Genomic DNA, 14519 nt, shown 5'->3' with positions numbered 1-14519 from the left:
TTTCCTGGATTTCCTTGAAGACGAGGGGCCGGACCCTGGTCATGCGCCGACTCCCCAGGCAGCGACATGCTCGTCCCAGGTCCGCACAACGGCGGTGCCCGGCGCGGCAGCGCGCAGCATGGCCCCGAACCTTTGCAGCATCGGCGCCACCCGGGCATGTTGGCCTGCGATGTCGGAGGGGATCCTCCGTGCCGTTGCGACGGCCGGTTCGATATCGCCTTGGCCGAGTTGGGCGGTGGCGAGCCGGGCGGTATTGATGGCACGATCGCGAAGCATCCGGGGATGGAGCAGGGCCAGACCGCGGTGGGCGTGCATCTCGGCCCGCTCGAAGTCGCCAAGGCGAAGATGCGCGGCCACAGCGAGGGTTTCGAACTCGGCTCCGCCGAGGACCGCGGCCATCCACACAGGCCGAGCCAGACTGCGGTCGGCGCGATCCCATGCGTCCTGAGACCGGCCCAGAGCACGCTGGACAGCCGCAGTGTCGCCGGTGAGACCAAGAGTGGCGGCCTGGCGGGCATACCCCAGGCAGGCGAACAAGGGATCGCGGCGCGTGAGGTGCAGGTTGCAGGCGACATCGTTGGCGGCCAGTGCTTCGGCAGGGCGTCCCATGTGCCGGTACAGGCTTCCCGCGTGACTCCAGATGCGGAACTTGATGGCCTGGTCGCCGGACAGTTCGGCGAGGGTCTGGGCCTCGCGCATGTGTGCCTTCGCGTCGTCGTAGCGACGGCCGTCGATGGCCGCCCACATCGCTGAGGAACGGAACGCCGCGGCGGCCGCGTACAGGCCGCTGCGTACGCGCTGGGTCGCGCTGCCCGCGTTCTGCAGGTTGATCGCCGCGTCGGCGAGTGTCACGGCCCGTTGTTCGATGCCGAGTTGGCCCCCATGCAGGTGGTCGCGCGCGACGATCTCGGCGAAGCGCCTGTGCAGGCGGTCGACGTCGCCCATGCCGATGCGTCGCATCGACGCGGTCCCCGGGGTGGCAGCCGCGGCGGCGGCAGCCGCGATGCCGCCGACAAGAGAACGGCGTTTCATGATGTCGAGGTCCTCCTGCGATGAGGCCGGGACGGACGGGGTCCGGCCGCGTGGCACGAACCCCAAGGCGGTGGCGGGCAGACCGGTGACGTCCTCGAGCGCCTTCCTCGTTGCCGCCTTCGGCCATCTGACCCGTCCGGATTTCCAGTCCCGGACCGAGGCCCCGTCGTGACCGCCGGCCCGCCCGGTCAGCCGCTCGACAGCCGAATTCACGGCATCCGCGAGGCTGTTGGAGCTGTGCCCGTGCTCGCTCATCCACGCCTCAAGAGCGGTGTTCCGCATGGCGTCGTTCATGCGCGCACCGTATCGCCACGACTCCGTTCCGTCAGATAAAGGAAACACCAAATCGCCCTAGGGAGCCTCACCGGGCAACCGGTCGATCGCCCTAACTGGACGTCCACCAGCGGGAGTTGTGTGGATTGCGGCCGTCGACCCCCAAGCGGCCGGCCGTCGATCCGCCCCGGCAGGGGGCACACAGGACAACAAACGAAGGCTCCCCCCATGACGACTCCCAGCAAGCCGGTGCGGACCGCCTCCACCGGCCACCCCCTCTACAGCCAGACCTTCCCGTGCGAGCCGGAGACCGCCCGGCGCGGGCGCGGACTCGTCCGTCACGCGCTCGGCGCCTGGCATCTCGACCACCTCTCCGGCACCGCGGAGCTGATCATTTCGGAGTTGGTCGCCAACGCCTTCAGGCACACCCCGGGCCGCTCGATCCGCCTCCGCGTCGGGCGGCCGGGGCCGGTCCGAGTGCACATCGGGGTGGTGGACATGGCACCCGCGCGCCTGCCGGTGCTCGGCCCCGTGGACGCCGACGGCGAGTCCGGTCGCGGCCTGGTCCTGATCGACGCGCTCGCGGACCGCTGGGGCTGCACCCTGCTCGGCAGCCATCCGTTCCGCGGACCCTGGGGCAAGGAGATCTGGGCGGAGCTGGAGGCGGCTCCGTGACGCCCAACGGCTCGGGCGCGGCCGGAAGAGCACCACCCCCTGGACAGCAAGAAAGGTTAGGCTAACCTAAGTTCCGCACTTGTCCGGCGGGCGTCGCGCCCCGTTCGAAAGCGGTTCTGTTCATGTCCCATGCCCCTGCCCTCCATCTCTCCCGCCGCGGCCTGCTCGCCGTCGGTGGTGCCGTAGGACTCGGTGTCGCGCTCACGGCCTGCGGGGACGACACGGGGAAAGCCGGGGCTGTCGGAGGCGGGGCGAAGGCGGGCGGGTCGTCGGGGCGCTGGGACTTCGAGGACGACCGCGGGAAGAGCGTGAAGCTGGACAAGGTGCCCGCGAACATCGTCGCCTTCACCGGCGTCGGCGCCGCGCTCCACGACTACGGCGTCCAGGTCAAGGGCGTCTTCGGCCCCACCACGACCACGGGCGGCAAGCCCGACGTCCAGGCCGGCGACATGGACGTCAGCAAGGTGACCGTCCTCGGCAACGCCTGGGGGCAGTTCAACGTCGAGAAGTACGCCGCGCTCGCCCCGGACGTGCTGATCACCACGATGTTCGACGACGCCGGAACCCTCTGGTACGTGCCCGAGCAGTCCGCGAAGCAGATCGCCGGGCTCGCCCCCAGCGTCGGCATCTCCGTGTACGACCGTCAGCTCACCCGGCCGCTCCAGCGGATGTGGGAGCTCGCCGAGTCGCTCGGCGCGGACATGAAGGCGGCCGGGGTCACCGACGCGAAGAAGCGGTTCGAGGCGGCGGCCGCCCGGCTGCGGGCCGCGGCGAAGGCCAAGCCGCACCTGAAGGTGCTGGTCGGCAGCGCGAGTGAGCAGCTCTTCTATGTCTCGGGGACGCGTCTGTCCATAGACCTGGAGTACTTCAAGGCCCTCGGCGTGAACTTCGTGGAGCCGCCGGAGAGCGCGAAGAAGCAGGGCGGCGGCTGGTACGAGTCGCTGAGCTGGGAGAACGTCGACAAGTACCAGGCCGACATCATCATGATGGACGACCGCTCGTCGGCGCTCCAGCCCGCGGACCTCACCAAGCCGACATGGCGGAAGCTGCCCGCCGTCAAGGCGGGGCAGGTCATCGCGCGGTCACCCGAGCCGATCCTGTCGTACGACAAGTGTGTGCCGTTGCTGACGGGGCTCGCCGAGGCCCTGGAGAAGGCGAAGAAGGTCGGCTGACCGCCCTCCCCCACACTTCCGACAGGAGCCACCATGGCCACGGCCGACGTCGACCCCTTCACGCTCTTCGCCCTCCAGGTCCTGCGCACCGAACGGCTCGGGCCGTCCCTGGTGCGGGTCACCTTCGGCGGCGCCGGACTGCGGGGCTTCCACTCCGACGGGCGCGACCAGTCACTCTCCCTGTTCCTCCCGCACCCCGGGCAGCGGGAGCCGGTCGTACCGCGAGACCTGGGCGACGAGTGGTGGCAGCGGTGGCGGGAACTCCCGGCGGACGTACGGGCCGTGATGCGCTCGTACACCCTGCGAAAGCTGCGGCGCGCGCCGGACGAGATCGACATCGACTTCGCCCTGCACGGCATCGGACCCGCCGCCACTCCCGCGGGGCCCGCCTCCCGGTGGGCCGCGCGGGCCGTTCCCGGCGACCGGGTGCTGGTGCTCGGGCCCGTGCTCGCCGACAACCGGGCCATTCGCTTCCGGCCGCCCGCGGACACCGATCTCGTGGTGATGTGGGGCGACGAGACCGCCGTACCCGCCGCGACCGCGATCCTGGAGTCCCTTCCGGCGAGCACCCGCGTCCGCGCCTGGCTCCAGGTGCCGTACGCCGGTGACGTCCAGGACGTGCGCACGGACGCCGACGTGGACCTCACCTGGCTGGTGCGGGACGAGGACGCCCCCGAGCCGCTCGCCGCCGTGCGGGACGCCCGACTGCCCGGTGCCGCGATCCCCTACGTCTGGATCGCCGGCGAGTCCGGGCACGTGAAGGCGTTGCGCCGGCACTTCGTCCGGGAGCGCGGGATCGACCGGCGCCGGGTGACCTTCGTCGGGTACTGGCGGCGCGGGCTGTCGGAGGAACAGCTCCGGGCGGCCGGCGAATAGGGCTGCCCCGGAAGCCCCCTCCCGAAGAGACCCCGCCCAAAAGCCCAGCCCCGCAACAGTCCCCGGGGCCCCCGCACCCGCCCCCACCCCGCCCCCGCACACACCTTGACTTCCCGGAGGACCCCTCATGCGCTCCCACCTGCTCAACGGCCTCACCGCGGAGCACTACCGCCGCTGTGTGACCGAAGGAGTCGACCGGGTGGCGGCCAGACTCGCGGGCGCCGACCGCCCGTTCACCGGCATCACGGTGGACGACCTCTCCCTCCGCGTCGACGCCATCGACCTCGACCGGCCCCTCGGCGACACCGCCGCCGTGCTGGACGAGCTGGAGGACGTCTACCTGAAGGACGCGGTCTACTTCCACCACCCCCGCTATCTCGCCCACCTCAACTGCCCGGTCGTCATCCCGGCGGTGCTCGGCGAGGCGGTGCTCTCCGCGGTCAACTCCTCGCTCGACACCTGGGACCAGTCGGCCGGCGGCACGCTCATCGAGCGCCGGCTGATCGACTGGACGGCCGGGCGGATCGGCCTCGGCCCGGCCGCGGACGGCGTGTTCACCTCCGGCGGCAGCCAGTCCAACCTCCAGGCGCTGCTGCTGGCCCGGGAGGAGGCCGGGTGCGGGGACCTGGCGAGACTGCGGATCTTCGCCTCCGAGGCCGGCCACTTCAGTGTGCGCAAGTCGGCGAAACTGCTCGGGCTCGGCCCGGACGCCGTCGTCACCGTCGCCGTCGACCGCGACCGTCGGATGCGGACCGTCACCCTGGCGAACGAGTTGGAGCGCTGCCTCGCCGAGGGCCTGGTGCCGATGGCCGTCGTCGGCACCGCCGGGACCACAGACTTCGGCTCCATCGACCCGCTGCCCGAGATCGCCGAACTGTGCGACCGGTACGGCACCTGGCTGCACGTGGACGCGGCCTATGGCTGCGGGCTGCTCGCCTCGCGCAGGTACCGGCACCGCATCGACGGCATCGAGCGCGCCGACTCGGTCACCGTCGACTACCACAAGTCCTTCTTCCAGCCGGTGAGTTCGTCCGCCGTGCTGGTGCGCGACGCGGCCACCCTGCGGCACGCCACCTACCACGCCGACTACCTCAACCCGCGCCGGATGGTGCGCGAGCGCATCCCCAACCAGGTCGACAAGTCCCTCCAGACCACCCGCCGGTTCGACGCCCTCAAGCTGTGGCTGACCCTGCGCACGATGGGCGCCGACGGCATCGGCGAACTCTTCGACCAGGTCTGCGACCTGGCGGCCCAGGGGTGGCGGCTGCTGGCCGCCGACCCGCGGTTCGACGTCGTGGTCGAGCCGTCCCTGTCCACCCTCGTCTTCCGCTACGTCCCGGCCGCCGGCACCGACCCGGCCGATACCGACCGCGCCAACATCCATGCCCGCAAGGCGCTGTTCGCCTCCGGAGACGCCGTGGTCGCGGGCACCACGGTGGACGGCCGCCACCATCTGAAGTTCACCCTGCTCAACCCCGAGACGACGCCGGCCGACATCGCCGCCGTCCTCGACCTGATCGCCGGCCACGCCGAGCAGTACCTGGGAGAGTCCCTTGACCGCGCTTCCTGAAGCCAGCCGCATCCACGACCTCGTGGGGATCGGGCTCGGCCCCTTCAACCTCGGTCTCGCCTGTCTGGCCGAGCCGATCGCCGAACTGGACGCAGTCTTCCTGGAGTCCAAGCCGGACTTCGAGTGGCACGCCGGGATGTTCCTGGACGGCGCCCACCTCCAGACCCCGTTCCTGTCGGACCTGGTCACCCTCGCCGACCCGACCTCGCCGTACTCCTTCCTCAACTACCTGAAGGAGAAGGGCAGGCTGTACTCCTTCTACATCCGCGAGAACTTCTATCCACTGCGGGTGGAGTACGCCGACTACTGCCGCTGGGCCGCGGGCAGGCTGAGCAGCGTCCGGTTCGGCACGACGGTCACCGCGGTGTCGTACGAGGACGGGGGCGAGGGCGAGGTCTACGTCGTGCGGACCGGGGCCGGTGACGTCGTCCGCGCCCGGCATCTCGTCCTCGGCACGGGCACGGTGCCCTACCTCCCCGGGGCCTGCCGGGACCTCGGCGGGGACTTCCTGCACAGCTCCCAGTACATGTACCGCAGGGCGGACCTGCGAAAGAAGAGGTCCCTCACGGTCGTCGGCAGCGGACAGAGCGCGGCCGAGATCTACTACGAGCTGCTCTCCGGGATCGACGTCCACGGCTACCGGCTCGACTGGGTCACCCGCTCCCCCAGGTTCTTCCCGCTGGAGTACACCAAGCTGACCCTGGAGCTGACCTCCCCGGACTACATCGACTACTTCCGCGCGCTGCCCGAGGAGACCCGTTACCGGCTGGAGAAACAGCAGAAGGGACTGTTCAAGGGCATCGACTCGGACCTCGTCGACGCGATCTTCGACCTGCTGTACCAGAAGACCGTCGAGCGCGGGGACCGGCCCCTGCCCACCCGGCTGCTCACCAACTCCTCGCTGAACGAGGCCCGTTACCACGACGGTGGCTACACCCTCGGCTTCCGCCAGGACGAGCAGGGCAAGGACTTCGAGATCCGCACCGAGGGCCTGGTGCTGGCCACCGGCTACCACTACGCGCCCCCGGCCTTCCTCGCCCCGCTCCGTGACCGGCTGCGCTTCGACGGCCACGGCCGCTTCGACGTCGCCCGCAACTACGCCATCGACGTCACCGGGCGCGGCGTCTTCCTCCAGAACGCCGGCGTCCACACCCACAGCGTCACCAGCCCCGACCTGGGCATGGGCCCGTACCGCAACGCCTGCATCATCCGCGAGCTGCTCGGTACCGAGTACTACCCGGTCGAGAAGTCCGTCGCCTTCCAGGAGTTCGCCGCATGACCGACACGACCTTCGCCTTCCGGCCCGTCGACCCGCCCGGCGACGCCCCGCTGCTGCACTCCTGGGTCACCCACCCGAAGGCCGCGTTCTGGATGATGCGCGACGCCGGACCGGCCGACGTCGAACGGGCGTACGCGGAGATCGCGGCCGACCCGTACCATCACGCGCTCCTCGGACTGCGGGACGGCCGGCCCGCCTTCCTCATGGAACGGTACGACCCCGCGCACCGGGAGCTGGCCGGCCTGTACGAGCCGCGGCCCGGTGATGTCGGGATGCACTTCCTGACCCCGGCCACCGACACCCCCGAGCACGGGTTCACCCGCGCCGTCCTCACCGCCGTCATGACCCACCTGTTCGAGGACCCGGCCGTGCGGCGCGTCGTCGTGGAACCGGACGTGCGCAACACCGCGGTGCACGCGCTGAACGCGGCCGTCGGCTTCCTGGCCGAACGCGAGCTGCGGAAACCGGAGAAGACGGCCCTGCTGAGCTTCTGCACGCGCGAGCGGTTCACGACGGCGGTGGCCGCATGACGCCCGAGGAGTCCGTGGCCCATCTCTCGCCCGAGCGCTGGGCGGAGGCCAACCGGCTGCTGATACGCAAGGCCCTCGCCGAGTTCGCCCACGAGCGCCTGCTCACCCCCGAGGAGGACGGCGAGGGGTATGTCGTGCGCAGCGACGACGGACTCGGCGCCTACCGGTTCACCGCCGTCCGCCGCGCCCTGAACCACTGGCAGGTCGACGCGGGCTCGATCACCCGGCACCGCGACGGGCGCGAACTCCCCCTCAACGCACTGGACTTCTTCATCGAGATGAAGGACGCCCTGGGTCTCGGCGACGCCGTCCTGCCCGTCTACCTGGAGGAGATCTCCGCCACCCTCTCCGGAACCTGCTACAAGCTCGCCAAGCACCACGTCACCGCAGCCGAACTGGCGTCGAGCGGCTTCCAGGCGATCGAGGCCGGGATGACCGAGGGCCACCCCTGCTTCGTCGCGAACAACGGGCGGCTCGGGTTCGGGATCCACGAGTACCTGTCGTACGCCCCGGAGACCGCGCACCCCGTCCGGCTGGTCTGGCTGGCCGCGCACCGCTCGCGGGCCGTGTTCACGGCGGGGGCCGGGATCGCGTACGAGGGCTTCGTCCGGGCGGAGCTGGGCGAGGAGACCGTCGAGCGGTTCCGGCGGACGCTGACCGCGCGGGGGCTCGACCCGGCCGACTACCTCCTCATCCCCGTCCACCCCTGGCAGTGGTGGAACAAGCTGTCCGTCACCTTCGCGGCGGAAGTGGCCCGGCGGCACCTGGTCCCGCTCGGCGAGGGCGACGACGAGTACCTCGCCCAGCAGTCCGTCCGGACCTTCTTCAACACCGGCGATCCGCACAAGCACTACGTGAAGACGGCGCTGTCCGTGCTCAACATGGGCTTCATGCGGGGACTTTCGGCCGCCTACATGGAGTCCACGCCGGCCATCAACGACTGGCTCGCCCGGCTGATCGACAGCGACCCGGTGCTGAGGGGCACCGGCCTGACGATCATCCGCGAGCGGGCCGCCGTCGGCTACCGGCACCTGGAGTACGAGCGGGCCACCGACCGCCACTCCCCCTACCGCAAGATGCTGGCCGCGCTGTGGCGGGAGAGCCCGGTGCCCTCGCTCCGGGACGGCGAGACGCTCGCCACCATGGCCGCGCTGCTGCACGTCGACCACGAGGGCGCGTCCTTCGCGGGCGCCCTGATCGAGCGGTCGGGACTCGCGCCCGCCGAGTGGCTGCGCCGGTATCTGCGGGCGTACTACGTGCCGCTGCTGCACAGCTTCTACGCCTACGGCCTGGTCTTCATGCCGCACGGCGAGAACACCCTGCTGGTGCTGCGGGACGGGATCGTGCGGCGGGCGATCTACAAGGACATCGCCGAGGAGATCGCGGTGACGGACCCGGGCACCGTGCTGCCGCCCGAGGTCGCCCGGATCCGGGCCGAGGTCCCCGAGGACAAGAAGCTGCTGTCGGTCTTCACCGACGTCTTCGACTGCTTCTTCCGCTTCCTCGCGGCGAACCTGGCCGCCGAAGGCATCCTGGCGGAGGACGTCTTCTGGCGGACGGTCGCGGAGATCAGCCGGGAGTACCAGGAGGCGAACCCCCACCTGCGCGAGCGGTTCCGGCGGTACGACCTCTTCGCCCCCGAGTTCGCGCTGTCCTGCCTCAACCGGCTCCAGCTGCGCGACAACCGGCAGATGGTGGACCTCACCGACCCCTCCGGCGCGCTCCAGCTGGTGGGCACCCTGCGGAATCCGCTGGCCGGCCGCTGACCGGCGGGCGCCCCGGGTACGGTCCCCGGGGCGCCCGCCCGGCCCCCTCTCAGCCCGTGGGCCACGGCACCTGCGGCGACCGGTAGTACCGGATGCCGAGGGCGTCCCAGCGCGGGCCCTGGGCGGCCAGCCGTACCCGGTAGGTGCTCCAGTCGTGGGTGGCGGCGGGCGACCAGCCCAGCTCGGCCACGCCCGGCAGCCGCGGGAACGCCATGTACTCGATGTCGGCCGACGTCTTCAGCGTCTCCGACCACAGGGGCGCCTCCACCCCCTTGACCGCCGACGCGGGCGCGCCCGGCAGATACGCGCCGGGGTCCCAGTCGTACGACCGCCGGACCTCGACCAGCCCCGCCCAACTGAGCCCGAGCCCGGTGTCCTTGGTGTACTTCATGTCGAGGTAGACCCGGTCGGCCGGGGACAGGATCAGCCCGGTGCCGTTCCGGGCGGCCCGCGCGACCTGCTCCTTCTCGGCCGCGCCGGTGCCGTCCAGGCCCCAGTACTGGGCGAGCGCGCCCTCGGCGGGGCGGGCGCCGGTGAGCTGGTGCCAGCCGATGACCTTCTTTCCGTACCGGGCGACGATGGGCTGCACGCGGTCCATGAAGGTCACGTAGTCGGCGTGGCTGGTGGAGTGCGCCTCGTCGCCGCCGATGTGCAGGTAGCGGCCGGGGGTGAGCGCGGCCAGTTCCCTGACGACGTCGTCCACGAAGGTGTAGGTGACGTCCTTGGACACGCACAGCGAGCTGAAGCCGACCTCCGTGCCCGTGTAGCGCGGGGGCGCCACCCCGTCGCAGTTGAGCCGGGCGTAGGAGGCGAGGGCCGCGTTGGTGTGGCCGGGCATGTCGATCTCGGGCACGACCTCCACGTAGCGGGAGGCGGCATGGGAGACGATCCGCCGGTAATCGGCCCGGGTGTAGGAGCCGCCCTGGCCGCCGCCGACCTCCGTGCCGCCGCCGTAACCGGCCAGCCTGGGCCAGGAGTCGATGGCGATGCGCCAGCCCTGGTCGTCGCTGAGGTGCAGATGCAGTTCGTTGATCTTGTAGAGGGCGAGCTGGTCGATGTACCGCTCGACCTGGGCGACGGTGAAGAAGTGCCGGGAGACGTCCAGCATGGCGCCGCGGTAGGCGTAGCGGGGGTGGTCCTCGACGGTGCCGCCGGCGATCTGCCAGCTCCCGCGCTGGACCGTCTTCTTCTCGACGGCGGCCGGGAGGAGCTGACGCAGCGTCTGCACTCCGTGGAAGAGGCCCGCGGGGGCGCTCGCGGTGATCACGACACCGGAGGGGCCGCTGCGCAGCCGGTAGCCCTCGGCTCCGTATCCGCCGCCCTCGTCCAGGTGGAGGCGGATGCCGCCGCTGCCGCGGTCGGTGACCGGCAGCGGGTAGCCGGTGGAGGGCCGCAGGACGCCCGCGAGGTAGGCACCGATGCCGCGGACCTCGGCCGAGCCGTCGACCCGCACGGCGGTGGCACGGGTGACGCGGTACGGCACTCCGCCCGGCGTGACGGAGGCGGGGGCCGGGACCACCCGGTCCAGGGGGACGAGGCCGGCCTCGGGCGGGGCGGGGGCGGGGGCGGCTCCGGCGGAGAAGGCGCCGGCCGCCGCGACGAGCAGCAGCGCCCCGAGGACGCGGGCGACTCGGGGAGTCGTACGGTCATTCCATCCCATAGAGGGTCCCTTCGGATCAGATCGGAACCACTCTCCCGCAGATCCGGCGGGACGACCCCCCTCCGACGCGAACCCAAGGCGCTTTCACCGGAGGAGGTTTCACGGGAGCCCGCCGGCCGGCATCCGGCCCGAGGTGACACGGAACACAGCCAGCGAACAAGGGTTCACCCCCTCGCTGCCCGCTATCGGGCAGGAATCTTGCGAAACCGGCGCCCGTAACCGAGGATCTACGGGTGCACGACGAACTCGTAGATCATCTGACGCGGTCCACGCCCCTCCACAGGGGCGAGGCGCTGCGGGTGATCCAGGACGTGCTCGCCTACTTCGACGAGTCGACGGAGGACTTCGTCCGTCGCCGCCACCGCGAGCTCCAGGCCCAGGGCCTGGTGAACGCGGAGATCTTCGAACGGATCGGGGCGGACCTCAGATATCGAGCGGTGGCACCGCCCGAGCTGACGCTCAGGCAGTTGCGCCGCATCGTCTACGGCTAGGAATACCTGCATATGTGCGGAATTGTCGGTTACATCGGGAAGCGTGACGTCGCCCCCCTCCTCCTGGAGGGCCTCCAGCGGCTGGAGTACCGCGGGTACGACTCCGCGGGCATCGTCGTCACCTCCCCGAAGGCGCCCGGCCTGAAGATGGTCAAGGCCAAGGGCCGGGTGCGCGACCTGGAGGCCAAGGTCCCGGCGCGCTTCAAGGGCACCACCGGCATCGCCCACACCCGCTGGGCCACCCACGGCGCCCCCTCCGACGTGAACGCCCACCCGCACATGTCGGCCGACAACAAGGTCGCCGTCGTGCACAACGGCATCATCGACAACGCCGCCGACCTGCGCCGCAAGCTGGAGGCGGACGGCGTCGAGTTCCTCTCCGAGACCGACACCGAGGTGCTCACCCACCTCATCGCCCGCGCCACCGCCGAGAAGCTGGAGGACAAGGTCCGCCAGGCGGTCCGGCTGATCGAGGGCACGTACGGCATCGCGGTGCTGCACGCCGACTTCCCGGACCGGATCGTGGTGGCCCGCAACGGCTCCCCGGTAGTGCTCGGCATCGGCGAGAAGGAGATGTTCGTCGCCTCCGACATCGCCGCGCTGGTCATGCACACCCGTCAGATAGTGACGCTGGACGACGGCGAGATGGCCACCCTCAAGGCCGACGACTTCCGCACCTACACCACCGAGGGCACGCGCACCACCGCCGAGCCCACCACGGTGGAGTGGGAGGCCGAGTCGTACGACATGGGCGGCCACGACACCTACATGCACAAGGAGATCTCGGAGCAGGCCGACGCGGTCGACCGCGTGCTGCGCGGCCGGATCGACGACCGCTTCTCCACCGTGCACCTCGGCGGGCTCAACCTGGACGCCCGCGAGGCCCGGCAGATCCGCCGCGTGAAGATCCTCGGCTGCGGCACCTCGTACCACGCGGGCATGATCGGCGCCCAGATGATCGAGGAGCTGGCCCGCATCCCCGCGGACGCCGAGCCGGCCTCCGAGTTCCGCTACCGCAACGCGGTCGTGGACCCCGACACGCTGTACGTCGCGGTCTCCCAGTCCGGTGAGACGTACGACGTCCTCGCCGCCGTGCAGGAGCTGAAGCGCAAGGGCGCGCGGGTCTTCGGCGTCGTCAACGTGGTGGGCTCCGCGATCGCCCGGGAGGCGGACGCCGGGATCTACGTGCACGCGGGCCCCGAGGTCTGCGTCGTGTCGACCAAGTGCTTCACCAACACCACGGTCGCCTTCGCGCTGCTCGCCCTGCACCTGGGCCGCACCCGCGACCTCTCGGTGCGCGACGGCAAGCGGATCATCGAGGGCCTGCGCAAGCTGCCCGACCAGATCACCGAGATCCTCAAGCAGGAGGAGCAGATCAAGGAGCTGGCCGAGCTGTACGCCGAGGCCCGCTCGATGCTCTTCATCGGCCGGGTCCGCGGCTACCCGGTCGCCCGCGAGGCCTCCCTCAAGCTCAAGGAGGTCTCCTACATCCACGCCGAGGCCTACCCCGCCTCCGAGCTGAAGCACGGCCCGCTGGCCCTGATCGAGCCCGCCCTGCCGACGGTCGCGATCGTCCCCGACGACGACCTGCTGGAGAAGAACCGCGCCGCGCTGGAGGAGATCAAGGCCCGCGAGGGCAAGATCCTCGCCGTGGCCCACCAGCACCAGGAGAAGGCCGACCAGACCATCGTCGTCCCGAAGAACGAGGACGAACTCGACCCGATCCTGATGGGCATCCCGCTCCAGCTCCTCGCCTACCACACGGCGAAGGCGCTGGGCCGGGACATCGACAAGCCGAGGAACCTCGCCAAGTCGGTGACCGTCGAGTAGACGGCCCGGCCAAAGGACGGACGAACCCCCGTGCGGACCGCACGGGGGTTCTCCTGTCTCAGGGGATCACGATCACCGGCCGCCGCGCCCGCCGCGCGAGCCGCCCCGCGACGGAGCCGAAGATCCGGCCCACGATCCCGTGCGTGGAGCCGACGACGATGGCGTCCGCCTCGTACTCCCGCCCCACCTCTTCGAGTTCGTGACAGATGTCCCCGCCACGCTCGACCAGGATCCACGGCACCTCGGACAGGTAGTCCGCACAGGCGAGTTCGAGGCCGAGCACCTCGGTGCGGTGATCCGGCACGTCCACGAAGACGGGTGGCTCACAGCCCGCCCACACCGTGGTGGGCAGCCGGTTGGCGACATGCACGATGATCAGACCGGAGTGGGAACGGTGGGCCATGCCGATCGCGTACGCGAGGGCGCGCTCACTGGAGGTGGAGCCGTCGAAACCGACGACGACTCCATGCCGGAAGGCGGGGTCGCAGGAATGGTGTGACTCTTCCGCCGCCAGGGGATCGGCCGCCGTGGGATCGGCGACCGGCCGCTTGCGGTCCGCGGGTTCGAAGAATTCGTGACCGGCCATGGCTGTCTCGGCGTTGTGATCCTTTATGGATGGGACGACAGTGTGCAGCAGAGCTGTGTCCGGGAAACATCTTCCCCACCCCATACCCCCAAGGGTACGGCGGCACGCCTCCCGAGCCCAGATCCCTTGCACGCTCTGTAAGCGGTCCCCCGGCATCCTCAGGGGTTCACCGGAGCATGCACGAGCGGCGCGCGTAACGCAATGCCCGATGCCCCGTACAGGCGCTTTGCACAGGGTTCGCGGACGCACGGCCGGTGACCGACCGGTCGGACGGGCGTTGAAGGGGATGAGCCACCACCACAGGGAGCCACAAGGCGCCACAGGCCGCCACAGGGAGTACGAGATGCCCGGACCCCGGTCCCGCCACGAGGAGCCCGGCACGCAGGACGGCACGAGCGAGCTGATCCGCTGGGCCGCCTTCAGTTGCGTCCTCGTCCCCGTGGTCCTGCTCTGGTACGGCACCTCGCTCGCCGGCGCCACCGGGACCGCGCTGGGGCTGGCCGCCGTCACCGCCGTCTGCCGGCTTCTGCTACGACGGTCGGAGCGCGGCGCGCGGGGCGGGGCGCGCCGGGGCGCGGGCCGGCGCCGGGGGCGAAGGCGCGGTGCGCGACGCGCCGGAGCGCGGGCTGCCGGCCGGGGCGAGGGGCGCAACGGCGGGCCGGGCGCCGGGCGTTGCGGCATGCAAAGAGGCGGACGTCACACCCGGGAGACGACACCGGTCGACTGACCGGTTTCCACGCTTCCAAGCGCTTCTTTTCAGCCAACTTCTTGATATCGCC

13 protein-coding genes are annotated in these 14519 nt (G+C 70.9%); 10 read left to right on the top strand and 3 right to left on the bottom strand.

Annotated features, from left to right (window positions below):
- Positions 1-39: 39 nt before the first annotated feature.
- Positions 40-1326: an XRE family transcriptional regulator gene (locus AB0927_RS01135; RefSeq protein ID WP_366665347.1), complete on the bottom strand. Its 1287-nt coding sequence runs from the start codon at positions 1324-1326 to the stop codon at positions 40-42.
- A 207-nt stretch (positions 1327-1533) separates the two neighbouring features.
- On the opposite strand from AB0927_RS01135, the gene AB0927_RS01130 reads away from it, so the two are divergent.
- From AB0927_RS01130 to AB0927_RS01100, 7 genes are all read left to right on the top strand, one after another.
- Positions 1534-1980, top strand: coding sequence for an ATP-binding protein (locus AB0927_RS01130; RefSeq protein ID WP_366665346.1), 447 nt, complete (start codon positions 1534-1536; stop codon positions 1978-1980).
- 122 nt (positions 1981-2102) lie between these two features.
- Complete coding sequence (locus tag AB0927_RS01125) at positions 2103-3152, top strand: ABC transporter substrate-binding protein (protein ID WP_366665345.1); 1050 nt, start codon at positions 2103-2105, stop codon at positions 3150-3152.
- 33 nt (positions 3153-3185) lie between these two features.
- Positions 3186-4028 (top strand): siderophore-interacting protein, encoded by an 843-nt coding sequence (locus AB0927_RS01120; protein WP_366665343.1) that lies wholly within the window; start codon positions 3186-3188, stop codon positions 4026-4028.
- Between the two features lie 127 nt (positions 4029-4155).
- Complete coding sequence (locus AB0927_RS01115; RefSeq protein WP_366665342.1) at positions 4156-5598, top strand: aspartate aminotransferase family protein; 1443 nt, start codon at positions 4156-4158, stop codon at positions 5596-5598.
- Entirely contained in the window at positions 5582-6877 is a 1296-nt protein-coding gene (locus AB0927_RS01110; protein WP_366665341.1) for a lysine N(6)-hydroxylase/L-ornithine N(5)-oxygenase family protein, read from the top strand. Before AB0927_RS01115 ends, AB0927_RS01110 begins: the two co-directional genes overlap by 17 nt.
- On the top strand, positions 6874-7407 hold the full coding sequence (locus AB0927_RS01105; protein WP_366665340.1) for a GNAT family N-acetyltransferase: 534 nt from the start codon (positions 6874-6876) through the stop codon (positions 7405-7407). The genes AB0927_RS01110 and AB0927_RS01105 overlap by 4 nt, the downstream gene beginning before the upstream one ends.
- Positions 7404-9173, top strand: a complete 1770-nt coding sequence (locus AB0927_RS01100) for an IucA/IucC family siderophore biosynthesis protein (protein WP_366665339.1) — start codon at positions 7404-7406, stop codon at positions 9171-9173. Before AB0927_RS01105 ends, AB0927_RS01100 begins: the two co-directional genes overlap by 4 nt.
- 49 nt (positions 9174-9222) lie before the next feature.
- On the opposite strand, the gene AB0927_RS01095 is transcribed toward AB0927_RS01100, so the two are convergent.
- A complete protein-coding gene (locus tag AB0927_RS01095; protein WP_366665338.1) occupies positions 9223-10833 on the bottom strand; it encodes a beta-N-acetylhexosaminidase in 1611 nt (536 codons plus the stop codon).
- 233 nt (positions 10834-11066) lie between these two features.
- Here AB0927_RS01095 and AB0927_RS01090 point away from each other — a divergent pair, with 233 nt between their 5' ends.
- Together AB0927_RS01090 and glmS are read left to right on the top strand one after the other, a co-directional pair.
- Complete coding sequence (locus tag AB0927_RS01090; RefSeq protein WP_366665337.1) at positions 11067-11324, top strand: hypothetical protein; 258 nt, start codon at positions 11067-11069, stop codon at positions 11322-11324.
- A 12-nt stretch (positions 11325-11336) separates the two neighbouring features.
- The gene (gene glmS / locus AB0927_RS01085) at positions 11337-13154 is read left to right on the top strand and encodes a glutamine--fructose-6-phosphate transaminase (isomerizing) (RefSeq protein ID WP_366665336.1); all 1818 of its coding nucleotides are present in this window, start codon (positions 11337-11339) and stop codon (positions 13152-13154) included.
- Between the two features lie 58 nt (positions 13155-13212).
- Here the strand turns inward: glmS and AB0927_RS01080 are convergent, their stop codons facing one another.
- Positions 13213-13740, bottom strand: coding sequence for a universal stress protein (locus AB0927_RS01080; RefSeq protein WP_366665335.1), 528 nt, complete (start codon positions 13738-13740; stop codon positions 13213-13215).
- A 343-nt stretch (positions 13741-14083) separates the two neighbouring features.
- On the opposite strand from AB0927_RS01080, the gene AB0927_RS01075 reads away from it, so the two are divergent.
- Positions 14084-14467: a hypothetical protein gene (locus AB0927_RS01075; RefSeq protein WP_366665334.1), complete on the top strand. Its 384-nt coding sequence runs from the start codon at positions 14084-14086 to the stop codon at positions 14465-14467.
- The last annotated feature ends 52 nt before the right edge of the window (positions 14468-14519 follow it).

It is taken from the genome of Streptomyces sp. NPDC048106 (assembly GCF_040706415.1).
In the GTDB taxonomy this organism is placed as follows: domain Bacteria; phylum Actinomycetota; class Actinomycetes; order Streptomycetales; family Streptomycetaceae; genus Streptomyces.
Note: the sequence above shows the minus strand (reverse complement) of the source record. Positions and strands in the feature narration are given on the sequence as shown.